Raw genomic sequence first — 26,813 nt, 5'->3', positions numbered from 1 at the left:
GCGCCCTCGGCCAACTGCGTCTGGTGATTGGCCTTGAGGATCGGCAACCCGTTCTCGCCGGCAAGGATGAGGTAGCCACCTTCGCGAAAGCCGATATCGGCGTCGGCCCCGAATTCTTCCGTTAGCCGCCGGAACAGTTTCAGCGTGAACTGCGACAGCCGGATGTTCTCCGGAATCGAAAACTGCTGGCGGATCGAAGCGCAGGACAGCGTCGTTGCCGCATGGGCGAATTGCGGGTCGCGCTCGACCAGCGCGATCGAGCCCGAAAAGCTTTCCTCGCGCAGATAATAGGCGATCGAGGAGCCGACGATGGCTCCACCGATGATGACGACGTCGTAGCGCACTTTTCGCTTCTCCAGTTCTAAAGCATGATCCCGAAGCCGGTTCTTCTGAAACGATCACGCTGCAATTCATGCAGCCGGCAAGATGATCTCGAAGCGCGCGCCGCGCTCGGAGTCAACCAGGCGGATCGTGCCATCATGCGCTTTCAGCAGGGCCAGAACGATGCCGAGGCCCATGCCGGTGCCGCCGCAATCGCGGCGTGTGGTGAAGAATGGCTCGAAAATACGCGCGCGGTTGCTCGGCGAAATGCCGGCGCCGTCGTCGCTCACCTGGATCGTCGCCTTGCCGCCTGCGCTCGCCGCCGTGATCGAAACCAGCGTCGCGCCATGCCTTGCCGAATTGTCGATGAGATTGGCGAGCACGATCGCTGCGTTCTCGGCCGAGATGCGCAGGCCGGTCTCGCCGCCCGCCTCGACCCGAAGCGCCAGCCTGTCCCCGGTCGGCAACAGCGCCAGGGCCGCACTGAGCGACGTGCTTTCGCCGCTGGGCGCAAGATTTTCGGCGCGCGCCAGGTCGAGCAGACGACGCACCAGCAGATTGAGCCGCCCGGCGTCGGTGACGATATTGTCTGAAAACCGCCGCCGCTCGGCCTCGTCCATTGCGCTACCTGAATCGCGCAGCAGTTCGGCCGCCCCCTGGATCGCCGTCAGCGGCGATTTGAGCTCGTGCGAGACATGGGTGGCAAAGGTCTGGATGCTGTCGGAGCGCGCATGCAGCTTTTCGGCCATCTCGAGGAAAGCGTCGGACAGCGCTGCCATCTCGCGCGTGCCATGATGGTCGAGCGGCCTGATCGCTGCTCGATCACCGGCGGCGATGCGCTTTGTCCGCTCCATCAGCGCGTAGATCGGCCGGCTGACGGTGCGAAGGAAGATCAGGCCGATGAGCAGCGTGCCGCCGAGGATGGCGATCGCCGCCAGCACCACCTTGCCGCGCTCGCCATAAAGATGCTTGACGATGTTGTTCGGCGTCCGCGACAGATAGACGACGCCGGCGATCTTGCCGTCGACGGCGACCGGCATTGCGACGAAGACGCGGACTCTCGTGCCGCGGCTGACCGAATAGAGCGAAGGTGGCGGCTCGTCTGATATCCTCTGCCTGAGCGCGCTGGCATAGCGGCCGGCAAGTGCTGCGCGAACCTCGCCGACGGCGCCGAGCGACAGGCCGATCTCCTCGCGTCCGGCGATGACGACGCCTTTGGGATCGAGCAGCCGGAAGCCGGCAAGCGTGGTTTTCTGCGTCTCGGCAAGAATGCCCGACAGCCGCGCGCCGATCGCCGTGAAGGCGGGATCGACGGTGGCGGCTGTCGCCGCGGGCCGTGTCGCCAGAACCCTGTCGGACGCGAGATCGAGACGCGGCTCGATCGGCCGGTAGGGAGAGTCCGGATTGTCGCTGTCGGCAGGCACGGCCGCGCCGAGCTTTTCAGCCGCGATGCCGGCGTCGCGGACCTCTTGCGCATGGATGGCGGCAAGGGCGGCACCTTGCGCAATCAGCTCGGCCTCGGTCTGGCGGATCAGCTGGTTCTCGTAGAGCCTGAAGAAGAACAGGCCGACCAGCGGCAGCGCCATCACCATGATCAGGATGGCGACAACGATGGTGGCGAGGCGCGGCCGCCATTTATGCGCGGTCACGCGCCGCACCGGCCAAGCCGGAAGCCGACGCCATGCACGGTCTCGATCGCATCCGTGCAGCCGGCCGCCGCCAGCTTGGCGCGGATGTTGCGGATATGGCTGTCGACGGTGCGGTCGGCGACATGGATGTTGCCGGCATAGGCATTGGCCATCACCATGTCGCGCCCAAGCACATGCGCCGGGCGCGCCAGAAACCCTTTCAGGATGGCGAATTCGATCGAGGTCAGCACTAGCGGCCTGCCGTCGAAGCTGGCGGCGTGGCTGGCCGGCAGCAAAGCCAGACGGCCGTGCAAGAATTGCCTGTCGTCGGCCTGTTCGGCTTTTGCCGGGCGGGCGCGCCGCAGGATGACGTTGACGCGGGCGACCAGCTCGCGCGGGCTGAACGGCTTGGTGACATAGTCGTCGCCACCCATTTCGAGCCCGAGGATGCGATCGATTTCTTCATCACGCGCGGACAGGAACAGCACCGGCACATCGGATGTGTGCCGCAGCCGCCGGCAGACCTCCAGCCCGTCCATCTCCGGCATGCCGATGTCGAGCACGACAAGGTCGGGCGCGCGGCGCTCGAACGCCCGCAAGGCGGCGGCGCCGTCGGCTACCGCGACCGTTTTCATGCCGGCCTTTTCGAGCGCGAAGCAGATGATCTCGCGGATGTGCGGATCATCGTCGGCGATCAGGATGTGATGCGGCATCGATCAGCGGCCCGGCACGAAGGGTTCGGAGCCCTGAGGAACCACGAACGGGATAGACGTGTCGAGAGTGCGAAGGAGCCGCCAGTCGCGAAAGCTCCAGGCGCGCCAGTTTTCCTGGGCCGCGCGGTAGCGGGCCTCGTCCTGTCCCAGCAAACGGGCGAGTTCGCGGTAGGGGGAAAAGCTGGCCGCATTGGTCCTGGCCTGCTGCTCGAGGAAGCGATCGAGTGCCGGCCGGGCGCTGGGACCGAGCGAACGCAGGTACCAGAAATCGAGCTCGGTTCCGTGGCCGGTCATTTCGAATGAGTGCTCGACATTGTAGTTGGCGATCAGGGCGGCAAAATTGATGAACGAGCAGGCATAAAGCGTCGCCGATAGCGTCAGAAGATTGGCGGAAAGCAGCCATTCATTGGATTTTCCGAACGCGATGCGGGCGATGATCAGGGCAAGGCCCGCCGCCACCAGCCCCATCCAGACGAAGGCGGCGACGCGCCAGTAGGTCAGCGCATAGATGCCGACATAGAGTTCAAGCCGCAGGATCGACGAGATGACCAGCACGATGTTCTGCGCCACCCAGACATAGACCAGCCGGCGGATGAACGGATCGCTGGAAGTGGCACTTCCCGGCCTGAGCGCCGCCAGCACGAAACCGGCGGCGAGCAGCGCCGTGACGATCAGCGGATAGGCGCCGCGATGCGCATAGGCGGCGTAGGTCAGCCCGTCGGGCAGGGCGATGCCGCCCCACAGATAGGTGGCGTCGAGCGCGGTCTGCATCGCGAACAGGATGTTGAAGATGACCAGCGCGCGAAGGATGGCGGCCTTGCCGAAGATGATGTCCTCGATCGCCCTAGCGGGTTTTGTCGTCGTCGTCACCGCGCTGACAGGGACAGGTGTCACCCGACGCGCAATGCGGCGCAAGAAGCGCGGCAGGCGCGGGCGCAAAAAAGCCCAGACGCCGGCAAGCACGACCAGCCAGAAGGCCAGCCGCGGCAGCTGGATGAGGTCGAGCAGTGCGTGGAGATCGATCAGCGACAGCCAGTATTCGATAACCGGATTTGCGGCGCCGAACAGCGCCAGAAACACTGCGCCCAGGGTCAGCGGCATGATCCAGACGGCGATCGCCGCGAAGCCGATGCGCCGCCGGCCAAGCCGCCGCGCCGCCTTGCGCCAGCGGACGAAATCGTGGGCGAACCGAAACGGCGCTGCGAGCAGGAACAGCGCGACCTGGCCGGCAATGCGGGCAAATCCGCGCCGCAGCCGCCCGACCAGCGAAAGCGCAAAGACGGCCAGCGCCGCAAGCCCGATCGCCACGGACAGCGTACTGACATTTTCAAGGAGCGGCAGCAGCCCGACAAGCAGGGCAACGGGTTTGAACCAGACCCGGCCGGCGCTGAGCGCCGCGGCCGCGGCGGCCAGCGTCATGCCGAACAGGAAGAGCGTGATGCCGACCGGCTGCCCATAGAAGAAGAAATCGGCCAGCGCGGCAAGCAGCACGGCAACGCCGAGGCGCGCGCAACTGCCCGGCGCGGCGGTAAGCAACGATGTCATGATCGGGCTTTCTCTACGGCTTTGATCCGGCCGGCGGACGGAGATTTGCGGATGAAGGGGAGGAGGGTCGCCGAACGCGGCGGATCGACGAGCCAGCAACCGTCATCGCGGAGGGGCAGGGACCAACGGGGCTTTTCGCGCTCTTGCATGCGCCCTTTTCGCCGGCAGAAATGCAGGCAGCGAGGCGGGTCCGAGGAGATTTTCCGCAATGTTGTGCAGTTTTTGTGCAGGGTCAGGAATCACTTCAGCTTTGAATCCGCCCCGTCACCCCTTCCGGGCGCTTGCGCTGCCCCTCACCTGCCTGTCGGCATCCTCTCCCCGTATAGTGACGGGGAGAGGGGTGCTCTCATCGCCGGTTTCGCCAATCACCAGCGTTGCAAGAATGGCGTCGAGGCTGCGCCAGCCCCTTCTCCCTGCCCCTATACGGGGAGAAGTGCCCGGCAGGGCGATGAGGGGCGGCGTCAACTTCGATGATTGGCTTGCATCCAATGCAAGCTATGACTGCCCGAAGCGATTGCCCTGTGTGCTTGCTTCGATCGCCTCCAGGCGGCATAGATCAGGCATGACTGAAACCTGCCGCCCGCGCCGCTCGGTGCTTTACGTCCCGGCCTCGAACGACAAGGCGCTGGCCAAGATCTCGTCGCTGGCCTGCGATGCCGTCATCATCGATCTCGAAGATGCCGTCGCCCCGGCCGACAAGGTTTTTGCGCGCGAAAAACTGGCTGATATTTTCGCTCACCGCGCAAACCTGCGCTGCGAAATGGTCGTGCGCATCAACCCGCTCTCCAGCGAATGGGGCGCCAGGGACTTGCTGGCGGCGGCAAGCTGCGAGCCCGACGCCATCCTGCTGCCCAAGGTCGACACGCCGCGCGACGTCCTGGAAGCCGGCGACGTGCTGGACGACAATTTTTCACCCGACGAGGTAAAACTATGGGCGATGATCGAGACGCCCAAGGCGCTGCTCAACATCGGCCCGATTGCCGAGCTTGGCCGCGATCCGGCCTCGCGGCTAGTCTGTTTCGTTGCCGGAACGAACGACTTGGTCAAGGACACCGGCATTCTCGCCACGCCCGACCGGCGCTATCTCACGCCATGGCTGATGCAGATGGTGCTCGCAGCACGCGCCGGTGGCCTCGACCTGCTCGACGGTGTCTTCAACGATTTTCGTGATCTGGACGCTTTTGCGCGCGAATGCACGGAAGCAGCCGCCATGGGGTTCGACGGCAAGTCGCTGATCCACCCGGCCCAGATCGATGCCGCAAACCGCGCCTTTGCACCATCTGCCGAAGCCGTGGCCGAGGCGCGTGCGGTCAAGGAGGCCTTCGAGCTTGCCGAAAATGCCGGCAGGCAAGTCATTGCGCTGAATGGAAAGATGCTCGAGCGGCTGCATCTGGCGCAGGCCGAAAAACTGCTGGCGAAGGCGGCCGCCAGCGGGGCATGATTGGCAACTTATCACAGGAATGAAAAATGAAACTCTACCGCTTTCTGTCCGGCCCGGACGATTCCAGCTTCTGCCACAAGGTGACGGCGGCGCTAAACAAGGGCTGGCACCTGTTCGGCTCGCCAACCTATTCCTACGACAAGCAGACCAAGGTCATGCGCTGCGGCCAGGCCGTGGTGAAGGATGTCGAGGGCCAGGAATACGGCCCTGGCACCAAGCTCAGCGATTGGTAGATTTGCACAGCTCGACGCAGGGTGCGTTGAGATTCAGGTCAGGCCGCGCCGGAGTCGAAGACGGGCGCGAAGCGACCAGACTGGGTAGTTTCCGAGAACCGGAGCGGAGCGTACTTTTGGGTACGTGAGCACAGGAAGCGCAGGGAACTGCCATTCGCAGGCCGGCATCACCTGAATATCAGCACAGCCTATTCGGCTGCCTCTTCGATCCGCTCCATATCGTCATCCGACAGGCCGAAATGGTGGCCGATTTCGTGGATCAGCACATGGGTGACGATATCGCCCAGCGTCTCCTCGTTCTCGGCCCAGTAATCGAGGATGGCGCGGCGGTAGAGTGTGACGCGGTTCGGCCCCTCGCCGGTCTGCGGATTCCAGCGCTCGGCGATGCCGCGCCCCTCGAACAGGCCGAGCAGGTCGAAAGGCGTTTCCAGCGACAAATCGTCCATGATCTCGTCGGTCGGGAATTCGGCGATCTGGATGACGATCTCGCCGGTCAGCTTGCGAAACTCCTCCGGCAGATGGGCGTAAGCTTCTAGCGCCAGGAACTCCATTTCCTCCATCGACGGCGAAAGCTCGTCGTGCCAGGTACGGGTTTTGTAGATGCGGGCCATTCTTTGTCCTTCTGATCCCGGCATATAGGCTTTCGCGCCGGACTCGGCAATTGGCCGGGTTGCCGCCTTTCGCTGACAGGAATAAATTCCCCATGACTCCGCTTGACTCTTCGGCCGCCCTCTGGAATCTATTAGAACATAACAGGAACAATTGTGAGTGGAAGCTGACCGTCATGGCGACAAGCGCCGTGGCGCGGGAGACTGTTTTTGCCCTGCGCCGCCAGATCGCGAAGATCGAGGGAACGCTGCCCGAGCGCCTGCAGGCGCCGGCCGGCGCAGCCCCCGTTGATGCGCCCCAGGATCCAACAGCTGATGTCACGCCCAAAAATATCCCGCCCAAAAATCTGACAATCGTCCGCCGCGGCCTCGCCGTGGCGCCGCCCGATGCGTTTGTGCGCACCGGCGCCGAAGATCTCGATACTGCGCTCGGCGGCGGCCTGCCGAAGGCGGCGCTGAGCGAGATCCATGGCGCCGCGACCCGCGATGCCGGAGCAGTCGCCGGCTTCGCCCTGTCGCTCGTCAGCCTGATCCTCAAACAGGGACCGCGACTGCCGGTCCTGTGGATCGGCACCGCGGAAATCTTCCGCGAGGCCGGCTTCCCCTATGCCACAGGGCTTCATCGCCTTTTCGGCATCGAGCCGGAGCAATTGCTGTTTTCCGAGGCGCCAAGGCTCCTCGACGCGCTGTGGACCGCCGAGGAGGCCGCCCGGATGACGGCGCTCGCCGCCGTCATCCTCGAAATCCGCGGCAGTCCGCAGCGGCTGGACCTCACCGCGACGCGGCGGCTGCACGCCCGGGCACAGAGCGCCGGCCGGCCGGTGTTTTTGCTGCGCCAGGCCGGCGAACCCGAGCCGACGGCGGCACCCGTCCGCCTCGTCCTGTCGGCGGCGCCGTCGGCACCACGCGAGACGATCGCCGGGCCGCTCGCCGGCTCGATCGGCCGCCCCGCCTTCACCGTCAGCATCGGCAAGAGCCGCACCGCCTTGCCAGGACAATTCACACTGGAGTGGAACCCCGATGAACACATTTTCGAGGAAAGAAGGACCGGGGAAAGACGCGTCAGGCACGAACCGGCAGCGAATCCTGTCCCTGTGGTTTCCGCATCTCGCCGCGGAAAGGGTCCTGCGCCAGCGTCTGGGGCGGTCCTGGCGTTCGCGGCCGTCGGATCACCTGCCGCTGGTGATCAGCCATCGCCAGGCGAACGCGCAGCGCATCGCCGCCCTCGACGAGCGGGCTGAGGCGCTTCACCTGAAGCGCGGCATGGGCATAGCCGACGCGCGCGCCATGCATCCGTCGATCGACGTCGTGGAAGCCGATCCCGAGGCCGACCGCCGCCTGCTCGAAAGCCTCGCCGACTGGTGCGACCGCTACACCCCGCTGGTGGCGATCGACGCAGCCGACGGCCTGTTCCTCGACGTCACCGGCTGCACCCATCTTTTCGGCGGCGAACGGGCGATGCTGGACGACATCCTGTCGCGCTTTTTCCATCAGGGTTTCGATGTCCGCGCCGGCCTTGCCGCCACACCAGGTGCAGCCTGGGCGGCAGCGCGGTTTTCTGGTGATCGCATCGTCCCCGGTGGCGAGGAGGAGGCGCTTCTCGCACCCTTGCCGCTGGCGGCGCTGCGCATCGAGCCTGACATCCGCGCCAGCCTGGAAAGCGTCGGCCTGCGCACGGCGGGCGCCGTCATGGCAGCACCGCGCGCGCCGCTCGCCCGCCGCTTCGGCAGATCGCTGCTTTTGCGCCTCGACCAGGCGCTCGGCCGCCTCGACGAGGCGGTGTCGCCGCGCCTGCCGGTGGCGCCGCTTTCGGTCGAACGCCATCTCGCCGAACCGATCATGCTGACCGACGAAATAGAGCGGCTGGTGAAAATGCTGGCGACGACATTGAAGGCGGACCTCGAGCGCCGCGGCGAGGGCGCAAGAAGGCTGGCGCTGCTGCTTTTCCGCGTCGACGGCGCCGTCAGCCGCATCGCCGTCGGCACCTCGCGGCCGTTGCGCGAGCCGTTGCTGATCCAGAAATTGTTCCACGAGAGGCTTGCCGCGCTCGAACAGGACATCGATGCCGGCTATGGCTTCGATCTCGTGCGCCTCTCGGTGCTGTCGGCCGCGGCCTTCGACATGCAGCAGGCGGATCTGACCGGCGAGACGCGCGACGACAGCGCCGACATAGCCCTTTTCGCCGACCGCATCCGCGCCCGGCTCGGCGACAGCGCGGTTTTGAAACCGGCCGCCGTCGAGAGCCATCTTCCCGAGCGCGCCGTCGCCATGCTTCCCTATGCGGAGGCGCCGCAAAGGGTCTCTCCGCCGAAGAAGCCGGGCAAGATACAAGACACTTCCTCCAAGCCTGTCTTTCCGCCGGAACGGCCGATCCGGCTGTTCCGCTCGCCCGAGCCGATCGAGGTGCCGGCCACCGAAATGCCAGAAGGACCGCCGATGAACTTCCGCTGGCGGCGCGCGCTCTACCGGGTGGCGCGCGCCGAAGGGCCGGAACGCATCGCCCCGGAATGGTGGCGGGAGGCAGCGGGGCAGGAAGCGACCCGGGATTATTTCCGCATCGAGGATAGCGACGGCCGCCGTTACTGGCTTTATCGCCAGGGTCTCTACGGCGCCTCGCAGGCGGCGCCGCGCTGGTTCATGCACGGGGTCTTCGCATGAACGCGCTGGCGGTCGTCCCCTATGCCGAATTCGGCATCCAGTCGAATTTCTCGTTCCTGCGCGGCGCCTCGAAACCGGAGGAGCTGGTGGTCGCGGCAAAGTTTTTGGGCTTTTCGTCGATCGGGCTTGCCGACCGCAACACGGTGGCCGGCGTCGTGCGCGCCTGGCAGCAGGCCAAGGTGGAAGGTCTTTCCTGTCATCCCGGCTGCCGCCTGGTTTTTTGCGATGGCACGCCCGACGTTCTCGCCTATCCGCAGGACCGCAAGGGCTGGGGCCATCTGTGCCGCATGCTGACGCAGGCCAATATGCGCGACGACAGCGAAAAGGGCGCACCGCTGCTCTATCGCGACGACCTTTTCGAATGGGGCGATCGCATGTCGCTGGCGATCCTGCCCGATCTGTCGACGCCGGCCGAGGATCACCTCAGGCTGATCAGCCGCCTGAAAGATCGCTTCGGCAAGACCCTGCGGCTTGCCGTTTCGCCGGATTATCACGGCAACGACCGCTACCGTATCGAGCAGGCGGCTGCCATGGCCGAGGCATCAGGCATTCCGCTGATGGCGACCAACGACGTTCTTTACCATACGTCCGAACGGCGCCGGTTGCAGGACGTGCTGACGGCGATCCGCCTCAACGTGCCTGTTGCCGAAGCCGGGCTGGAACTGGCGGCCAATGCCGAGCGCCATTTGAAGCCGCCAATGGAGATGGCGCGGCTGTTCCGGCGGCATCCGCAGGCACTGGCGCAAACGCAGCACTTTGCCGGCGAATTGAGCTTCTCTCTCAGTGACCTCCAATACAACTATCCCGACGAACCGACGGAATCGGGCCTCGGGCCCCAGGCCGAACTGGAAAGGCTGGCTCGGGAGGGAGCCGCGATACGCTACCCCTCGGGCGTTCCCGCCGATGTGACCAGGCGCATCCGCGAGGAGCTCGCTTTGATCGAGCGCCTGAATTACGCGCGCTATTTCCTGACAGTCTACGACATCGTCAAATTCGCCCGCAGCCAGGGCATACTCTGCCAGGGACGTGGCTCCGCGGCCAACTCGGTGGTCTGCTATTGCATCGGCATCACCGAAGTGGGGCCCGAGCGGATCGATTCGCTTTTCGAGCGTTTCATTTCCGAGGAAAGAAACGAGCCGCCCGACATCGATGTCGATTTCGAGCATGAAAAGCGCGAAGAGGTCATCCAGTATATCTACTCGAAATACAGCGCCAAGCGCACCGCGCTTGCCGCGGCCGTCGTCAGCTACCGGGGCCGCTCGGCGATGCGCGAAGTGGCCAAGGCGATGGGCCTGTCGGACGACGTCCGGAGCGCGCTGTCCAGCTCGATCTGGGGCTGGTCGACCTCGGAGCTCGGCGAAAAGGAGACCAGGGCCGGCGGCCTCGATCAGACCGATCCGTCGACAAGGCAGGTGATCGATTGCGCCAACGAGATCATGGGCTTTCCCCGTCATCTGTCGCAGCATGTCGGCGGCTTCGTCATCACCAGGGACCGGCTCGACGAGATCGTGCCCATCATCAAGACGGCGATGGACGAGCGCAAGATGGTCGAGTGGGACAAGGACGATCTCGACGCGGTGAAAATCCTGAAAGTCGACGTGCTGGCGCTCGGCATGCTGACCTGCCTGCAGCGCGCCTTCACCCTGCTTGAGGATCATTATCCCGATGCGCGGGATGATTTTGGCCGGCCCTATGTGCTGGCCACCCTCCCTGCCGAGGACAAACATGTCTACGACATGATCTGCCGCGCCGACACGATCGGCGTCTTCCAGATCGAATCGCGCGCCCAGATGTCGATGCTGCCGCGGCTCAAGCCGAAAACATTCTATGACCTCGTCATCGAGGTGGCGATCGTGCGGCCCGGCCCGATCCAGGGCGACATGGTCCACCCCTATCTGCGCCGCCGGCAAGGCAAGGAAAAGCCCGAATATCCGAAGCCGGAACTGGAAGAGATACTCGGCAGGACGCTGGGCGTGCCGCTGTTCCAGGAACAGGCGATGAAGATCGCCATCGTCGCCGGCGGCTTCAGGCCAGGCGAGGCCGATGAACTGCGCCGCGCCATGGCCACCTTCAAGCGCACCGGCACGATCGGCAATTATCGCAAGCGGATGGTCGACGGCATGATTTTGCGGGGTTACGAGAAGGACTTCGCCGAGCGCTGCTTCAAGCAGATCGAGGGTTTTGGCGAATATGGCTTTCCCGAAAGCCATGCCGCCTCCTTCGCCCTGCTGGTCTATGCCTCCTGCTGGTTCAAGACCTTCTATCCCGACGTGTTCTGCGCCGCGATCCTGAATTCCCAGCCGATGGGATTTTATCAGCCGGCTCAGCTTGTCCGCGACGCGCGCGACCATGGCGTTGAAATCCGTGAGGTCGACGTCAATTTTTCCGGTTGGGACTGCGCGCTGGAAGAAGTGCCTTTCGATCCAACCCGCATTCTCGACCGCCATGCCCTGATGCGCGGCGTCATCCGGACCAATCATGCCGTCCGGCTGGGCTTTCGCCAGGTCAAGGGCCTGTCGAAGGAGCGCATGGAGGTGTTTGTCGCCAGACGCGGCGACGGCTACGCAACCGTTCGCGATGTCTGGCTGCGCTCGGGCCTCCATGTCGATGAGATCGAGAAGCTGGCGCAAGCCGACGCTTTCCGTTCGCTCGGCCTCGACCGCCGCGACGCCCTGTGGGCGGTCCGCGCGCTCGACGGCAGGAGTGCCACGGAGACCCTGCCGCTGTTCGACCGGCCGGCGATCCGCTTGCGCGATCTCGAGCCCGAGACCAGGCTGCCGACAATGCCGCTCGGCGAGCACGTCGTCCACGACTATCGTTCGCTCGGCCTGTCGCTGAAGGCGCACCCGCTTGCCTTTCTGCGCCAGCGGCTGGACCGCTCAGGCGTCACCCCCAATGCGCGCCTCGGCCAGGTTCGGGACGGCAAGCGCGTTTCGGTAGCCGGCCTTGTCCTGGTGCGGCAGCGGCCGGGCAACGCCAAAGCGATTTTCCTGACGCTGGAAGACGAGCAGGCGGTCGCCAACGTCATTTTTTGGGAAAGGACCTTCAACCGCTACCGGCCCATTGTCATGGGCGCGCGGCTGATCCGCGTCACCGGCAAACTGCAGTCGGAATCGGACGTCATCCATATCGTCGCCGACAAGGTCGAGGACCTGACACCCTGGCTGTCCGTGCTTTTTGAGGAGAAGCCCGATGTCCCTGTCGTGCAAGACGACCGGCAGGACATCGCGGGGAAGGCAGAAAGGGTCATGCCCAAGGGGCGCAATTTTCAATAGGGGATGTGTCGGCGGGACAGCGAAGGATCACCACGCTTCAGGACGGCCCGCTCAACCGCGGCGGCGGCAATCCGTCGTCGAAGGGGAGCGAGCGTGCCTCCGAAGGCAGCATGATCGGAATGCCGTCACGCACCGGATAGGCAAGCCGTGCGACCCTCGAGATGAGCTCGCTGCGCTCCGGATCCCAGCTGAGGGGACCCTTGGTCAGCGGGCAGGCCAGCAATTCCAGCAGCTTGGGGTCGACATTGGCCTTCTTTCCCTCACGCCCATCCATCATTTTGTCAGTCCTTTGATACAATCGCTACAGCGCTAGGCCTCGCGCGGCTCTCCCTTCTCCCCTTGTGGGAGAAGGTGGCCGCGAAGCGGCCGGATGAGGGGTGCTCCAGCTTGGCACCAACCGCACTCCGTCCAACACCCCTCAACCGTCTTGGCGCTGCGCGCCAATCCACCTTCTCCCACAGGGGGAAGGAGGCGTCCTTCTACTGCAAACTCGAGCCGAAATCCTCGTTCTCGCGTGCCAGCGCCATTTCGGTGATGGCGATCAGCGTTTCGGCGCGTGTCTTCAGGTCCGCCGCTTCGAGCAGCGCCTGTTTCTCGGCCGGCCCGTAGGGCGCCATCATCGACAGCGCATTGACCAGCATGGCGTTTTCGGCGCGGCTAACGCTTTCCCAGTCGGCTTCAAGATCGTTGGCCTGCAAATAGGCGCGAAATGCCTTGAGCAGCGCCGGCCGGTCGATCTCGGCCTCGGCCTGATCTTCGTCGAGATCGGTGAGAAAGGGGGCAAACCGGCACTGGCGGAAGGGCGTCTTGACCACAAGCTCCTGCACGATGCGGAACCGGCACACACCTTGCAGCGAAATCAGGTAGCGGCCGTCGCCGCTCTCGGAAAGCGCGATGATACGGCCGGCGCAGCCGACATTGCAAAGCGCCGGCTCGCCGTCGGGACGCCGCGAGCCGTCGAGGCTGGGCTGTATGACGCCGATCAGCCGCGATCCGGCGATCGCCTCATCGACCATCTCCAGATAGCGCGGCTCGAAAATGTTGAGCGGCATGCGGCCGCCCGGCAGCAGCAAGGCGCCTTCAAGCGGGAAGATCGGCACCGTCGGCGGCAAATCCGTATCGAGCCGGTAATGCGCGTTTCCCGCCTGCACTTCAAACCTCCGCTCGCTCCCTCGAGAAGCGCATCAAGCCCGCCCATCCCTTCGCAACCTGACCCAAAATCGTCACCAGGCCCAAAATCGTCAACAGGCAAAGAACGGATCGGTCAGGCCTCCTAATCTGGCGCAGCCGTTGTCGACCGCAAGGCCATCAGGCAAAAACAGCTTGGTGCTGCGCTCAGGAAAACAGCAGCGACGACAATTTGCGCCGCGCCGCCAGCGTTGCCTCGTCGGTCATGCCCCAGGCCTCGAAGAACTGCAGCAACTGCGTCTTGGCGCCGTCGTCGTTCCACGAGCGATCGGCTTTGACGATCGCCAGCAGATTGTCGGCTGCGGCCATGCGCTCGCCGTTGGCGTTCTGGATCATGGCAAGCTCGAAACGTGCCTGATGATCGCCGGGGTTCTCAGCCAAGCGCCGCTCGAGCTCGGCCGGATTGCCAAGTGCTTGTGCCTGCGCGGCGAGCGCCATCTTGGCGCGCACCGCGGCGAGCGGCGGCGCATCCTTTTTTGCTTCCGGCGCCCGCGCCAGCACGGCTTCGGCACCCTCGGCATCGCCGGCTTCGAACAGCAGATCGCCCAGCCCGGCAATCGCCTCGATCGTCTCCGGCGCCTGTTCCAGGATCGCGTCGAAAATGTCCGCCGCGGTCTGCACATCGCCGGCGGCGCGCGCCTCCGCGGCCGCGGCAAGCGCCTCGGCCACCTGCGGCGCACCATTGCCCTTGCCGCCGACCTTCTGGATGAAGGCGGCGATCTGGCTCTCGGGAATGGCCCCCATAAAACCGTCGACCGGCTGGCCATCCCTGAATGCGATGACTGCCGGTATCGACTGGATGCCGAGCTGTCCGGCGATCGAAGGATGGTCGTCGATGTTCATCTTGACCAGCTTGACCTTGCCGCCGGCGGCGGTGACCGCCTTTTCCAGCAGCGGCGTCAGCTGCTTGCAGGGCCCGCACCATGGCGCCCAGAAATCGACCAGCACCGGCTGACGGCGCGATTCCTGGATGACGTCGGCGGCAAATGTGGCGGTCGTCGTCTCCTTGATGACGTCGACAGCGACAGGCGGGTCGCCAAGCGCGACTTTCGCAGGCGCAGCCTCAGTGCCGCCATACTGCACAGTGGTGGCATACTGTCCGGCATTGCTGCCAAACGGGCCGCCAAATTGATTGTTGTCGCTCATCTCGTGCCCTTTCGGTCGCCGCCCGGCCGCCTGCCCGGCGCAACATCCTTAATTCTCGCTCAGAAGTCGGTTTATCGTCATCCATGTGGCGATCATGCCGTGACTTTCAAGATAGCAGCATCATGCCCGGTTGCCTCGACGAATTTGACCAGGTCGGCGGCGGCGATCGATGTCGTTGCCTCGTTGGTCAGCGGATGGGCGTTGATGACGGCATGGTGCATCAACTCCTGGTCGAGAACGACCTTGACCCGCAACTGCGTATCGTTGATCAAGCCGAACACGGTGACCGCCCCCGGAACGACGCCGAGAAGCTCCATCAGCATCTCCGGCTTGCCGAAGGACACGCGCCCGGCGGCGCCGATGATTTGGTGGATCTGCTTGAGATCGACCACCGCCTCCTCATCGACGCTGACCAGGAAGAAATTGTCCTTCCTGTCCTTGAGGAACAGGTTCTTGGTGTGCCCGCCGGCGATTTCCCCGCGCAGCGCCTGCGAATCGGCGACCGTGAACAGCGGCGGATGGCGCAGGGTCGAGACCTCGATCCCGAGATCGGCAAGAAAGGCGAAAAGCTCGGCTTCGGTTTTCGGCATGTCGTTTCTGTCGGACTTTCTTGTTGTCGCGCGTCTGGATCATGCCGTTTACGGCCAATGACGCCGCCGAGACAAGACCGTTGCGCAGCAAGGCTGCCGATTGCGTTGCTGTCCGGGCCAGGGAAGCCTGGTTTACGTCGCCGGGTGCGGCCCAAAAAACCTGCGATTTCCCTGTTGCAATCGCCGCGCCCTTCAGCCATATAGGCTCGGCTTGCGGCCCAAAAGCCGCGCGAGCGGGTGTAGCTCAGGGGTAGAGCACAACCTTGCCAAGGTTGGGGTCGAGCGTTCGAATCGCTTCACCCGCTCCAGTTTCCCGAAAGGGAATCAAGCATCGAAAAGCCGCGGTTTGCCGCGGCTTTTTCGCGTTTGGGCTGCACGGCATCAGCCGGCAGACGGAGGCGAGCCTGGACGACACTCCGGGCGAAATTGCTGACGCAGCCGAATAAAATCGCAAATCTTGTGTGCGCGGCGGCGCATCGTAGCGTCGAGATTCTTGGTCGGTTGGCGGGCTGCTTCATCTGTTCGGCCGATGTCGTGGGCCAAGAAAAAGCCGACATTCGAGTCCGATCCTAAGGGATCCCCTGGAACGGTCCTGCCCCTACAGACGGTCCAGAGAGCACCACCGGCCTCAGGGCCGGTGGTGCATTGTTGCGTGGGCGCCAAACCAAACCGTGACCGCCTTGGTGTTCGGCGCCCGGGTCCCGGCCATGTCCTGTGCATCGACTATCGGGCGCCCGCGCCTCTGCGAAAATCCGACGGCGACATGCCGGCCAGCTTGCGGAACGACTTGTTGAAGGCGCTGAGCGAGCCGAAGCCGGAGTCCATGGCGACGCGCAGCACATTGGCGTCCTGGTGCATCAGCAGCGCCTGGGCGTAGCTGAGCCGCAACAAATTGACATACTCGTTGAGCGTCATGCCGGTCGACTTCTTGAAAACGCTCATGGCGTATTTGGGATGGATGTCGGCCGACGCCGCGATGTCGACGCAGTCGATGTCGTAGAGGAAATTCTCGGCGATGAAGTCGCACATGCGCCCGACATTGCGCAGCGATTGCTGGTCGAAGGGGCTGCCTGCTTCCTGCTCGATCGGCGTTTCGGGGACCAGCCGGTAAGGTTCGAAGCGCACCCGCTCCAGCCGCAGCAAGAGTTCGTTGACGGCGTGCTCGGCCTTGCCCGCATCGCCCGAGCGGACATAGCGGTTCCAGCGCTCGAAATTGTCGCTGTCGGACCGGTCGGTGGCATTGGTCACCAAGGTCGCGCCGGTCATCAGCCGGTTGCGGACGTCGGCGGGCAGGTGCAGCCGGAAGAAGTGCACCAGCGGCAGATGCGCGCCGGCATAGACGGCATCGTCCGACGCATCGTCCATCTGGTGGGGCAGGCCGCCCCAAAACAGGCACATGTCGCCGGCCGAAAGCGCGATCTCGTGCTCGTCCATGCGGTAGTGCACGGCGCCGCGGACGATGAAATTCACCTCGACCTGGGCATGCCAATGCGGCTTCAGCATCACCAGGGGCTGGGTGTGAAACATCTGCAACAGCAGCGGCAGGCCCTCCACGCTGCTGGCGCCAGGCTGGTAAAACGGCCTTTCCGGCATCTTACTTTCCGCCCATTCTTTATTCCCTTTGTCGCGGACAAGCCTTCGCCAGCGCCTAGTCTAGCCATGCTCGCGAAGAGAGAGCAAATGAAATGGGAGGATTTCAATGCGCATCACACTGACCTGCGCCGCGTTCGCGCTTGCCCTGGGCTCAGCCCCGGCCTTTGCGCAATCCGGCGAAATCACGATCTGGAGCTGGAACGTCGCCGCTTCGTCGCTGAAGGCCACCATAGAAGGTTTTAACAAGCAGTTCCCCGACATCAAGGTCACGGTCCAGGATCTCGGCAACCAGCCGACCTATGACAAGTCGATCGCCGGCTGCGCCGCCGGCGGAGAGGGGCTGCCGGACATCGTGACGATCGAGAACGGTGAGGCCGAGAACTACTGGAGCCAGTTCCCGGACTGCTTCGTCGACCTCCATACGCTCGGCTATACCGCCGAAGACCAGGCAAAATTCCCCGATTTCAAGCGCACCGAGCTCGAAGTGGAAGACAAGGCCTATGCGATGCCGTGGGATTCCGGCCCGGTGGCGATGTACTATCGCCGCGACTTCTATGAGAAGGCCGGCGTCGACCCGACCTCGATCAAGACCTGGGACGATTTCATTGCCGCCGGCAAGAAGATCCAGGAGGCCAATCCCGGCGTGACGATGACCAACGCCGATTTCAACGGCGACTCCGAATTCTTCCGCATGATCGCCAACGAGCAGGGCTGCGCCTATTTCGCCGCCGACGGGCAGTCGATCACCGTCAACCAGCCGGGCTGCGTGGCGTCGATGACCAAGATCAAGGAGATGAAGGACGCCGGCATCATCACCTCGGCCGATTGGGGCACCAAGATCACCAACAACACCGCCGACAAAGTCGCCAGCCAGATGTATGGCGGCTGGTACGAGGGCACCATACGCACCGAGTCGCCCGACGGCAGCGGCAAATGGGGCGTCTACCTGATGCCGAGCCTCACCGCCGACGGCCCGCGCGCCGCCAATCTCGGCGGTTCCTCGCTCGCCATCACCTCGGTGTCGAACAACAAGGAAGCCGCCTACGCCTACCTGAAATACGCGCTCGCGACCAATGAGGGCCAGATAGCGATGCTGAAGGGTTTTGGCCTGGTGCCGTCGCTGATCTCGGCGCTCGACGACCCCTATGTCTCCGAAGGCCAGCCCTATTGGGGCGGCCAGGCGGTGTGGAAGGACATTCTTGGCACCTTGCCGAAAGTCGTCCCCAGCCGCGGCACGCCATTCCAGAGCGACGCGGAAATCATCGTCCGCGCAGTGCAGACCAAATATCTCGGCGGCGGCTACCCCGACGCCAAGGCGGCGCTCGACGATGCCGCAAGCCAGATCGCATCGGCGACCGGCCTGCCGGTCGAGGAGTGATCTGAACGCGACTCCCCTTCTCCCCTTGTGGGAGAAGGTGGCCTCGCGAAGCGAGGTCGGATGAGGGGTGTTCCAGGGAACACCAACGTCTCATTCCGTCCAGCACCCCTCATCCGTCTTGGCGCTGCGCGCCAATCCACCTTCTCCCGCAAGGGGAGAAGGCAAGGCAGGCCGGTAAACCTAGAAACGGGAAGCGAAGGAGGCAACGATGCGCTATCAGAACGCCACGGCGTACCGCTTCCTCGCGCCCTATCTGCTGATCTTCTCGATCTTCTGGCTGTGGCCGATCATCAACTCCTTCCTGATCTCCTTCCAGGCGACGCGCACCGTGCCGTGGCGGTTCGCGCCGACCTTCAACTGGGGCCGGCTGATCGGCGACCCGGCCTTCTTCAACGCCTTGAAGAACACGCTGCTCATCCTCGTCATCCAGGTGCCGGTGATGATCACTTTGGCGATCGTCATGGCGGTGCTGCTCAATTCGCCGCTGCTCAAGGCCCGTGGCCTGTTCCGCTTCGCCTTCTTCGCTCCGGTCGTGGTCGGCGAAGTCGCCTATTCGGCGGTGTTCCGGCTGATGTTCAATCTCGACTACGGCATCATCAACAAGCTGCTGAACAGCGTCGGCCTGCCGCGTATCGACTGGTTTTCCAACGTTACCCCGGCGATGGCGGTGATCATGATCGCGGTGACCTGGCGCTGGGCCGGCTACAACGCCATCATCCTGCTCGCCGGCTTGCAGTCCATCCCCCAGGATGTCTACGAGGCGGCGACGCTGGACCGCGTCAGCAAGCTCAAGCAGTTCTTCTACATCACCCTGCCGCTGCTCAAGCCGATCATCGTGTTCTGCGCCGTGCTGTCGATCATCGGCACCATGCAGCTGTTCACCGAACCGTTCCTGATCACCGAGCGCGGCGGGCCGGGCGGCGGCACCGAAACGCTCGGGCTGCTGCTTTACCGCCAGGGTTTCAGGTCGCTCAATTTCGGCTACGCCTCGGCCATCGCCTACACCATGGCCGGGCTGGCGATCGCCATCTCGCTGGTGCAACTGTGGCTGACGAGGGAGCCGAAATGAGCTCACGTTCCGCTTCGAGCCGTTCCTCCTCCAGCCGCTCCTCCTCCAGATTGGGACGCAGCATCGCGCTGCATCTCTTCCTGACGCCGCTGGCGCTGATCTGGCTGTTTCCGCTGTGGATGATGGTGATCTTCTCGACCATGCCCGACAGGGGCATTTTCAGCCCCAGCATCGAGCTTTTGCCGCACGGCAGCTTCCTCGACAACGTCAACAACCTGCAGCGCGACACCAATTTCATCGGCGCCATCGGCATCTCGATCTCGGTGGCGGTGACCTATACGTTCCTGTCGGTGCTGCTCACCTCGATGGCCGGCTGGGCGCTGGCGCGCTACCAGTTCTTCGGCAAGGGCGTCGTCGTCGCGATCATCCTCGGCACCATCACGCTGCCCTATGCTGTCGTGCTGATCCCGCAATTCATCATGGTGGCGCGCGACTTCAAGCTCGCCAACACCTGGGTGGCGCTGATCGTGCCGCCGCTGTTCAATTCGCTCGGCGTGCTGTTCATGCGGCAGAGCTTCTCGATGATGCCGGGCGATCTGTTCGACGCCGCACGCGTCGAGGGGGTCAAGGAATGGCGGATCTTCCTGTTCGTAGCGCTGCCGCTGGCGCGGCCGATGCTGGCGGCGCTCGCCATCATCCTGTTCCTTGCCTCCTGGAACAATTATCTCTGGCCGCTGCTGATCAATTCCAAGCCCGGCGCGATGACGGCGCCGGTGGCGCTCGGCACGCTGATCGGCCTCACCAAAGTGTCGTGGGGCGGCATCATGGCGGGCGCCGTGATGCTCACCGTGCCGATGCTCGTCGTGTTCGTGCTCTTGCAGCGCCATTTCGTCGCCGGCATTGCCGCCGGCGCCATCAAATAGGATCAGCATGGCAGCGGTCACACTCAAAAATGTCGTCAAGCGCTTCGGCGTCTTCGAGATCGTTCACGGCGCGAACATCGACGTCGAGGACGGCGAATTCGTCGTCTTCGTCGGCCCCTCCGGCTGCGGCAAGTCCACGCTGCTCAGGATGATCGCCGGGCTCGAGGACATCAGCGGCGGCGAGATCGCCATCGGCGGCAAGGTAGTGAACAATGTCGAGCCGGCCGACCGCGGCATCGCCATGGTGTTCCAGTCCTACGCGCTCTATCCGCATATGAGCGTCGAGCAGAATCTGAGCTTCGGGCTGAGAATGAACGGCAACCCGAAAGCTGACACCGAGCGGCGGGTGAAGCGGGCCGCCGAGATCCTGCGCATCGCCGAGCTGATGAAGCGGCGCCCGCGGCAATTGTCGGGCGGCCAGCGCCAGCGCGTCGCCATCGGCCGCGCCATCGTGCGCGAGCCGCAAGTGTTCCTGTTCGACGAGCCGCTGAGCAATCTCGACGCCGAGCTCAGGGTGCAGATGCGAGTCGAGATCTCGCGCCTGCACAAGGAGCTCGGCGTCACCATGATCTATGTGACGCACGACCAGACCGAAGCAATGACGCTGGCCGACAGAATTGTCGTGCTCAACGCCGGCAATATCGAGCAGATCGGCGCGCCGCTCGATCTCTATGACGACCCCGCCAACCGCTTCGTCGCCGGTTTCGTCGGCTCGCCGAAGATGAATTTTCTGGCGGCACAAGTGGTCGGCAACGACGGCAATGCAACGCTCCTCGAACTCGCCAACCATGGCGGCGCTCGGCTGCAGAAACCGCTGTCGGGCGCCCCGCCTGCGGTCGGCGCCGAGGTCGTGCTCGGTGTGCGGCCGGAGCATTTCTTCGAGGCCGGCGAAGGCGATTGCGACATCGCCGTCAAGGCCGATGTCGCCGAGCACCTCGGATCGGTGAGCTACGTCTATGCCAATGCCGGACCAGAGGAACTGATCATCGAGCGCGAGGCGTCGCGGCAGCGGGCGACTGGCGACCACATGGTGGTGTCGATCAAGGCTGGCCAATCGCTTCTCTTTGACAAGTCAGGTGCTCGCATTCGCTAGTGCCCAAAAGCATGCCCTCGGGCGTGAACCGCGCAGCGGTTTGGGACAACGCCATGCACACCAGGACACGAAGTTTTTCTTTCACCAACTCGCGACGCCGAGGCGACCCCAAGGAGATCCAGGAATGACGTCCGAACCACAAAAGATCCGCTGGGGCATTCTCGGGCCCGGCACCATCGCCAAGGCCTTTGCCGGCGGCGTCGCCCATTCGCGCACCGGCACATTGGTCGCCATTGGTGCGCGCAATCCCGGCAAACCAGGCTTCGCTGAAAACTTCCCCGGTGCCCGCATCCTCGACGGCTACGAGGCTCTGCTCACCGATCCGGACGTCGACGCAGTCTACATTTCGACGCCGCATCCCAGCCACGCCGAATGGGCGATCAGGGCGGCCGAGGCCGGAAAACATGTGCTTTGCGAAAAGCCGATGGGGCTCACCGCTTTCGAGGCCGACGCGATGATCCATGCAGCGCGCAGGGCCGGCACCTTTCTCGGCGAGGCCTTCATGTACCGGCTGCATCCGCAGACGGCAAAGCTGGTCGACCTCGTCAGGTCCGGCGCAATCGGCGAGGTGCGCATGGTGAAATCGAGCTTCGGCTTCGCCATGCCTGGCTTCATGCCGGAGCACCGGCTTTATGCCAACGATCTCGCCGGCGGCGGCATTCTCGACGTCGGCGGCTACCCCGTTTCGATGGCGCGGCTGATTGCCGGGGCCGCATCGGGAAAGCTTTTCGCCGAGCCGGACAAGGTGGCGGGTGCGGCGCATCTCGGCCAGTCCGGCGTCGACGAATGGGCTTCGGCGCTGCTGCATTTTCCCAACGGCATCGTCGCCGAAGTCTCCTGCGGAATCTCGCTCGCCCAGGACAATGTCCTGCGCATCCTTGGTACCAAAGGCCGCATCGAGGTCGCGGATTTCTGGTATGCGAGCGGCAGGGAAGGCGGCACCGGCGAGATCCGCATCATCCGTTCAGGCGGTGAGGAGGTGGTCGAGGTCAGGGAAAACCGCTGGCTCTACGCTTTCGAGGTCGACGCCGCCGGCGAGGCGATCCTGGCCGGAAAGCAGGAGTTTGCCTGGCCGGGCATGGGCTGGGCCGACAGTCTCGGCAATCTGCGTGTGCTCGACAAATGGCGTGCCGCCATCGGCCTCGAATACGAAATCGAGAAGCCGGAAAAACGCGTCAACACCATCTCCGGCCGGCGGCTGCGCTCCGGCGGCACCACCATCCGCAAGCGCGAAATTCCGGGCCTGCCGCGGCCGGCCTCGTGCCTGGCGCTCGGCTTCGAGGATTTTCGCACCTTCTCCTCCGGCATGATCCTGCTCGATGCCTATTTCGAAGCCGGCGGCAACGTCTTCGACACCGCCTTCATCTATGGCAGCGGCTACACCGAAACGCTGCTCGGCCAATGGCTGAAAAACCGCGGTGTGCGTGAGCACTCGGTGGTCATCGGCAAGGGCGCGCACACTCCGCTCTGCTATCCCGATGTGATCGGCAAGCAGCTCACCCAGTCGCTCGACCGGCTGCAGACCGATCATGTCGACGTCTATTTCATGCACCGCGACGATCCCGACGTGCCGGTCGACGAATTCGTCGACGCGATGGATCAAGAGGTCAGGGCTGGCCGCATTCGCGGTCCGTTCGGCGGCTCGAACTGGACGAGGGAACGCATGGACGAGGCGATTGCCTATGCCGAGCGGACCGGCAAGCAGAAGCCTGGCGCGCTTTCGAACAATTTTTCGCTGGCCGAAATGCTGGTGCCGATCTGGCCGGGCTGCGTCACCTCGTCCAGCGATGACTGGAAGGCCTGGCTGACCGCCCGGCAGATGCCCAATTTCGCCTGGTCGAGCCAGGGAAGGGGTTTCTTCACCGGCCGCGCCGGGCGTGACCAGCGTGACAATGAAGAGCTGGTCCGGGTCTGGTACTCCGAGAAGAATTTCGGCCGCCGCGACCGCGCGATCGAGCTCGCCAACAGGCTGGGCAAGAGCCCGATCCATGTCGCGCTCGCCTACGTCCTGGCCCAGCCGTTCCCGTCCGTCCCGCTGATCGGACCGCGCACGCTCGACGAACTGGAGGACAGCCTGCAGGCGCTCGACATTGCGCTTTCACCCGACGACATCGCGTGGCTGGATGGCGGTTCGGATCAGCACCGACGCACGGGCTGAGGGGGGCATCGCTGCCCTTTCCTTCTCCCCTTGTTGTAGAAGAAGGGGAGGCGCGCGTCCTGTAACTCTCCGACTTGCGATCGAACGGCGACCACGGCTCTAATCATCGGGATCGTTTGCACCGCGACTACACTGTTGTTTGAATTAGCTTTTCTATTTCTTGAAAAGCTTGTTGCTTTCCTACATACTTCGCAAACCGGCCACGCAAGCATGATAGAGGTCGAGCTCCACAAACGGGGGATGAGTCATGACCGAAGCTGAAGGCCATGTACGATTGACCTCGGGCGACGAAGCCGATGGACGCGATCATGTCAGGCGCATCCCCGACATCATTTCGCTGGTGAAGGACTCTTACGGTGAATTGCGCCCGGCGGAGCGGCGCGTCGCCGATGTCGTGCTCGACGACGTCAAATTCGCGGTCGACGCCTCCAATGCCGTGCTCGCCCAGCGCGCCCAGGTCAGCGAACCCACGGTAACCCGGTTCTGCCGCGCCATCGGCTGCGAAGGGGTTCGCGATTTCAAGCTGAAGCTGGCGCAGAGCCTGGTCGTCGGCGCGCTCTATCTGAGCAAACCGCCGCCGGTGAGCAGCGACAATGGCATGCCGTTCTGGAATGCCGTGTTCGGCGAGGCACGCCGGGCGCTGCAGGAGGCCGAACGGCAGCTTGATCCGGCGCAGCTGGTGAAAGCCGCCGAGCTCATCGCCAAGGCGCGCCAGGTCACGGTGTTCGGCCTCGGCGGCAGCTCTTCGGCGCTGGCGCAGGAGACCCAGTACCGGCTGTTCCGCTATGGCATCACCGTCAGCGCCCAGTGCGACCCCTATCTGATGCGGATGACCGCCTCGACCCTGAAACCCGGCGACCTGGTGATCGCCATTTCGGCCACCGGACGCACCCGCGAAGTGATCGAGGCCGTCGAGCTCGCCAAGCATTACCGCGCCAACGCGATTGGCGTGACCGCGCCCGACACCGAGCTTGCCCGCGCCTGCGACGTCAGGCTGACGGTGGCGGTGCCCGAATATCCCGACACGCTGAAGCCGACCGCCTCGCGCTTCGCCTTTCTGGCCGCGATCGACCTGATGGCGGTGGCGGCCGCATACAAGCTCGACGGCTCGGCCCGCGAAACGGTCCGCCGCATCAAATACAACGCCCAGATCCACAGGACGGGCAAGGAGATGGAGCCGCTGGGAGATTGAGCAGCGCGATCTTCCTTCTCCCCTTGTGGGAGAAGGTGGCCGAGCGAAGCTCGGTCGGACGAGGGGTGCTCCAGCTTGGCACCGATGGCATTCCGTCCACCACCCCTCAACCGTCTTGGCGCTGCGCGCCAATCCACCTTCTCCCACAAGGGGGGAAGGACAGAAGCGGCGGCGACTCGAAGGAGAAAAAAATGCTCGACATGGCACCCTCAAAACAGGCGGCCAGCTGGCTTTCCTCTCTCTCCCGCGCCCTCGAGGCGGGGGACGCCGCGGCCGCGACCGATCTGTTCGTCGAGGATTGCTACTGGCGTGACCTGCTGACCTTCACCTGGAACATCAAGACGATGGAAGGCCGCGCGGCGATCCGCAACATGCTGGACGCCACTCTGGCGGCGACCAAGCCGACTGCCTGGCAGCTCACTGGCGAAGCAAGCTCGCACGAAGGCACGATAGAAGCCTGGTTCAGCTTCGAGACGTCATCGGCGTGGGGCCATGGCAACATGCGCCTGCAGGACGGCAGATGCCGGACGCTGTTCACGGCGATGAGCGACCTCAAGGGTTTTGAGGAGCGCAAGGGACCGGCGCGGCCGCTGGGTGTCCGCCACCAGGCCGATCCGGACCGCGAGACCTGGGCCGAGGCGAGGGCGCGCGAGGCGCGTGATCTCGGTGCCATTGAGCAGCCCTATTGCCTGGTCATCGGCGGCGGCCAGGGCGGCATCATGCTGGGCGCGCGGCTGCGGCAACTCGGCGTGCCGGCCATCGTCATCGAGAAGAATGCGCAGGCCGGCGATTCCTGGCGCAACCGCTATCGCTCGCTCGTGCTGCACGATCCGGTCTGGTACGACCATCTGCCCTACATCCCGTTTCCGGAAAACTGGCCGGTGTTCACGCCCAAGGACAAGATGGGCGACTGGCTGGAAATGTACATGCGCGTCATGGAGCTCAATTACTGGACCTCCACAGAATGCATCAGCGCGTCCTACGACGAAGCCAAAAAAATCTGGACGGTCGAGGTCGACCGCGCCGGCGAGCGCATCACGCTGATGCCAAAGCACATCGTCTTCGCAACCGGCGCCTATGGCCCGCCGCGGCCGATCGACCTGCCGGGCGCCGCTGCGTTCCAGGGCGAGATCCTGCATTCCAGCCAGTATTTTAGCGGCGAGACATTCCGCGGCAGGCGCGTCGCGGTCATCGGCGCGGCAAGCTCGGGGCACGATGTCGCCGTCGACCTCTGGGAGAGCGGCGCTGCGGTGACCATGATCCAGCGCTCGCCGACGACGGTGGTGAAGTCAGACACGCTGATGGAGGTCGGCTTCGAGATCTTTTCGGAAAAGGCGCTGGCCCGCGGCATCACCACCGAAAAGGCCGACATGATCGTCGCCTCGACGCCGTTCGCGCTGCTGCCGCAAAGCCAGCAGGCGCTGTACGACATCATCAAGGCCCGCGACGCGGCCTTCTACGACCGCTTGCGCGGTGCCGGCTTCGCCATCGATTTCGGCGACGACGAGACCGGGCTGCTGATGAAGGCCTACCGCACCGGCTCGGGCTACTATATCGACGTCGGCGCGTCCGATCTGATCATCGACGGCGCGATCGGCATCCGCAGCGGTGTCGAGATCAAGTCGCTGACGCCGACCGGAATCCTGTTCGACGACGGCAGCGAATTGGCGGCCGACGCGATCATCTCCTGCACCGGCTATCAGTCGATGAACGAAACCGTGGCTGCGATCGTCTCGCGCGAGGTCGCCGACAAGGTCGGGCCGTGCTGGGGGATTGGCTCGGGCGTGAAAGGCGACCCCGGACCATGGCAAGGCGAATTGCGCAACATGTGGAAGCCGACGGCGCAGGAAGCGCTATGGTTCCACGGCGGCAATCTGGCTCTGTCGCGCTTTTACTCGAAATATGTGGCGCTGCAGATCAAGGCGCGGATGGAAGGTATGGCGACGCCGGTCTATGGGGCGCCAGGGCGAAACTGTAATCTCCCCCCTTGAGGGGGAGATGGCCGGCAGGCCAGAGGGGGTCGCCGCGCGTCGAGCGCCAACCTCTGTCCGTTGCGGGAAGGCGAACCCGGTCGAACGACCCCCTCTGTCGCCTTCGGCGACATCTCCCCCTCAAGGAGGG

At 64.3% G+C, this 26,813-nt stretch carries 22 protein-coding genes and 1 tRNA gene; 13 read left to right on the top strand and 10 right to left on the bottom strand.

What is annotated here, in order from left to right; translation table 11 throughout:
* From AC0L2R_RS23705 to AC0L2R_RS23690, 4 genes are all read right to left on the bottom strand, one after another.
* A partial coding sequence (locus AC0L2R_RS23705) for an FAD-dependent oxidoreductase (protein ID WP_473511872.1) occupies positions 1-344 on the bottom strand: 344 nt, incomplete at its 3' end.
* Between the two features lie 66 nt (positions 345-410).
* A complete protein-coding gene (locus AC0L2R_RS23700) occupies positions 411-1,907 on the bottom strand; it encodes an ATP-binding protein (protein WP_473511879.1) in 1,497 nt (498 codons plus the stop codon).
* Positions 1,908-1,966: 59 nt separating this feature from the next.
* A complete protein-coding gene (locus AC0L2R_RS23695) occupies positions 1,967-2,662 on the bottom strand; it encodes a response regulator (RefSeq protein WP_473511870.1) in 696 nt (231 codons plus the stop codon).
* A gap of 3 nt (positions 2,663-2,665) precedes the next feature.
* The gene (locus tag AC0L2R_RS23690; protein ID WP_473511869.1) at positions 2,666-4,207 is read right to left on the bottom strand and encodes a DUF4153 domain-containing protein; all 1,542 of its coding nucleotides are present in this window, start codon (positions 4,205-4,207) and stop codon (positions 2,666-2,668) included.
* A gap of 562 nt (positions 4,208-4,769) precedes the next feature.
* Between AC0L2R_RS23690 and AC0L2R_RS23685 the strand changes: the two genes are divergently transcribed.
* Positions 4,770-5,648, top strand: coding sequence for an HpcH/HpaI aldolase/citrate lyase family protein (locus tag AC0L2R_RS23685; RefSeq protein ID WP_473511867.1), 879 nt, complete (start codon positions 4,770-4,772; stop codon positions 5,646-5,648).
* 26 nt (positions 5,649-5,674) lie between these two features.
* Complete coding sequence (locus AC0L2R_RS23680; RefSeq protein WP_023804277.1) at positions 5,675-5,881, top strand: DUF1737 domain-containing protein; 207 nt, start codon at positions 5,675-5,677, stop codon at positions 5,879-5,881.
* A 188-nt stretch (positions 5,882-6,069) separates the two neighbouring features.
* On the opposite strand, the gene AC0L2R_RS23675 is transcribed toward AC0L2R_RS23680, so the two are convergent.
* Positions 6,070-6,492, bottom strand: coding sequence for a metallopeptidase family protein (locus AC0L2R_RS23675; protein WP_023802719.1), 423 nt, complete (start codon positions 6,490-6,492; stop codon positions 6,070-6,072).
* Between the two features lie 173 nt (positions 6,493-6,665).
* Here AC0L2R_RS23675 and AC0L2R_RS23670 point away from each other — a divergent pair, with 173 nt between their 5' ends.
* Genes AC0L2R_RS23670 through AC0L2R_RS23660 form a run of 3 tightly spaced genes read left to right on the top strand, consistent with a single transcriptional unit; the run spans position 6,666 to position 12,422 of the window.
* The gene (locus AC0L2R_RS23670) at positions 6,666-7,730 is read left to right on the top strand and encodes an ImuA family protein (RefSeq protein ID WP_473511866.1); all 1,065 of its coding nucleotides are present in this window, start codon (positions 6,666-6,668) and stop codon (positions 7,728-7,730) included.
* Positions 7,672-9,147, top strand: coding sequence for a DUF6504 family protein (locus tag AC0L2R_RS23665; RefSeq protein ID WP_473511865.1), 1,476 nt, complete (start codon positions 7,672-7,674; stop codon positions 9,145-9,147). The genes AC0L2R_RS23670 and AC0L2R_RS23665 overlap by 59 nt, the downstream gene beginning before the upstream one ends.
* Complete coding sequence (locus AC0L2R_RS23660) at positions 9,144-12,422, top strand: error-prone DNA polymerase (RefSeq protein WP_473511863.1); 3,279 nt, start codon at positions 9,144-9,146, stop codon at positions 12,420-12,422. The genes AC0L2R_RS23665 and AC0L2R_RS23660 overlap by 4 nt, the downstream gene beginning before the upstream one ends.
* A 37-nt stretch (positions 12,423-12,459) precedes the next feature.
* On the opposite strand, the gene AC0L2R_RS23655 is transcribed toward AC0L2R_RS23660, so the two are convergent.
* The 4 genes from AC0L2R_RS23655 to AC0L2R_RS23640 all read right to left on the bottom strand — a co-directional run bounded on the left by AC0L2R_RS23655 (position 12,460) and on the right by AC0L2R_RS23640 (position 15,346).
* Complete coding sequence (locus AC0L2R_RS23655) at positions 12,460-12,699, bottom strand: Trm112 family protein (RefSeq protein ID WP_473511861.1); 240 nt, start codon at positions 12,697-12,699, stop codon at positions 12,460-12,462.
* 202 nt (positions 12,700-12,901) lie between these two features.
* A complete protein-coding gene (locus AC0L2R_RS23650; RefSeq protein ID WP_091592106.1) occupies positions 12,902-13,573 on the bottom strand; it encodes an LON peptidase substrate-binding domain-containing protein in 672 nt (223 codons plus the stop codon).
* Between the two features lie 184 nt (positions 13,574-13,757).
* A complete protein-coding gene (gene trxA / locus AC0L2R_RS23645; RefSeq protein ID WP_473511859.1) occupies positions 13,758-14,756 on the bottom strand; it encodes a thioredoxin in 999 nt (332 codons plus the stop codon).
* 92 nt (positions 14,757-14,848) lie between these two features.
* Complete coding sequence (locus AC0L2R_RS23640) at positions 14,849-15,346, bottom strand: prolyl-tRNA synthetase associated domain-containing protein (protein WP_473511857.1); 498 nt, start codon at positions 15,344-15,346, stop codon at positions 14,849-14,851.
* A gap of 233 nt (positions 15,347-15,579) precedes the next feature.
* Here AC0L2R_RS23640 and AC0L2R_RS23635 point away from each other — a divergent pair.
* A tRNA-Gly gene (locus AC0L2R_RS23635) sits at positions 15,580-15,654 on the top strand.
* Between the two features lie 415 nt (positions 15,655-16,069).
* On the opposite strand, the gene AC0L2R_RS23630 is transcribed toward AC0L2R_RS23635, so the two are convergent.
* Positions 16,070-16,939, bottom strand: coding sequence for a helix-turn-helix domain-containing protein (locus tag AC0L2R_RS23630; protein ID WP_473511856.1), 870 nt, complete (start codon positions 16,937-16,939; stop codon positions 16,070-16,072).
* A gap of 106 nt (positions 16,940-17,045) precedes the next feature.
* On the opposite strand from AC0L2R_RS23630, the gene AC0L2R_RS23625 reads away from it, so the two are divergent.
* The 7 genes from AC0L2R_RS23625 (at position 17,046) to AC0L2R_RS23595 (ending at position 26,683) form a co-directional block, all read left to right on the top strand.
* On the top strand, positions 17,046-18,317 hold the full coding sequence (locus tag AC0L2R_RS23625) for an ABC transporter substrate-binding protein (protein ID WP_287222627.1): 1,272 nt from the start codon (positions 17,046-17,048) through the stop codon (positions 18,315-18,317).
* A 208-nt stretch (positions 18,318-18,525) separates the two neighbouring features.
* The gene (locus tag AC0L2R_RS23620) at positions 18,526-19,386 is read left to right on the top strand and encodes a carbohydrate ABC transporter permease (protein ID WP_023802709.1); all 861 of its coding nucleotides are present in this window, start codon (positions 18,526-18,528) and stop codon (positions 19,384-19,386) included.
* Complete coding sequence (locus AC0L2R_RS23615) at positions 19,383-20,249, top strand: carbohydrate ABC transporter permease (protein ID WP_473511854.1); 867 nt, start codon at positions 19,383-19,385, stop codon at positions 20,247-20,249. Before AC0L2R_RS23620 ends, AC0L2R_RS23615 begins: the two co-directional genes overlap by 4 nt.
* Before the next feature lie 7 nt (positions 20,250-20,256).
* Positions 20,257-21,342, top strand: a complete 1,086-nt coding sequence (locus tag AC0L2R_RS23610) for an ABC transporter ATP-binding protein (RefSeq protein ID WP_473511852.1) — start codon at positions 20,257-20,259, stop codon at positions 21,340-21,342.
* Between the two features lie 124 nt (positions 21,343-21,466).
* Positions 21,467-23,500, top strand: coding sequence for an aldo/keto reductase (locus AC0L2R_RS23605; protein WP_473511850.1), 2,034 nt, complete (start codon positions 21,467-21,469; stop codon positions 23,498-23,500).
* A gap of 247 nt (positions 23,501-23,747) precedes the next feature.
* A complete protein-coding gene (locus tag AC0L2R_RS23600; protein WP_287307616.1) occupies positions 23,748-24,692 on the top strand; it encodes a MurR/RpiR family transcriptional regulator in 945 nt (314 codons plus the stop codon).
* A gap of 191 nt (positions 24,693-24,883) precedes the next feature.
* On the top strand, positions 24,884-26,683 hold the full coding sequence (locus tag AC0L2R_RS23595) for a flavin-containing monooxygenase (protein ID WP_473511848.1): 1,800 nt from the start codon (positions 24,884-24,886) through the stop codon (positions 26,681-26,683).
* The last annotated feature ends 130 nt before the right edge of the window (positions 26,684-26,813 follow it).

The sequence above is a fragment of the Mesorhizobium sp. WSM4820 genome, assembly GCF_055811075.1.
The sequence above is the reverse complement of the archived record's forward strand: the minus strand, read 5'-3'. Positions and strand labels throughout refer to the sequence as shown.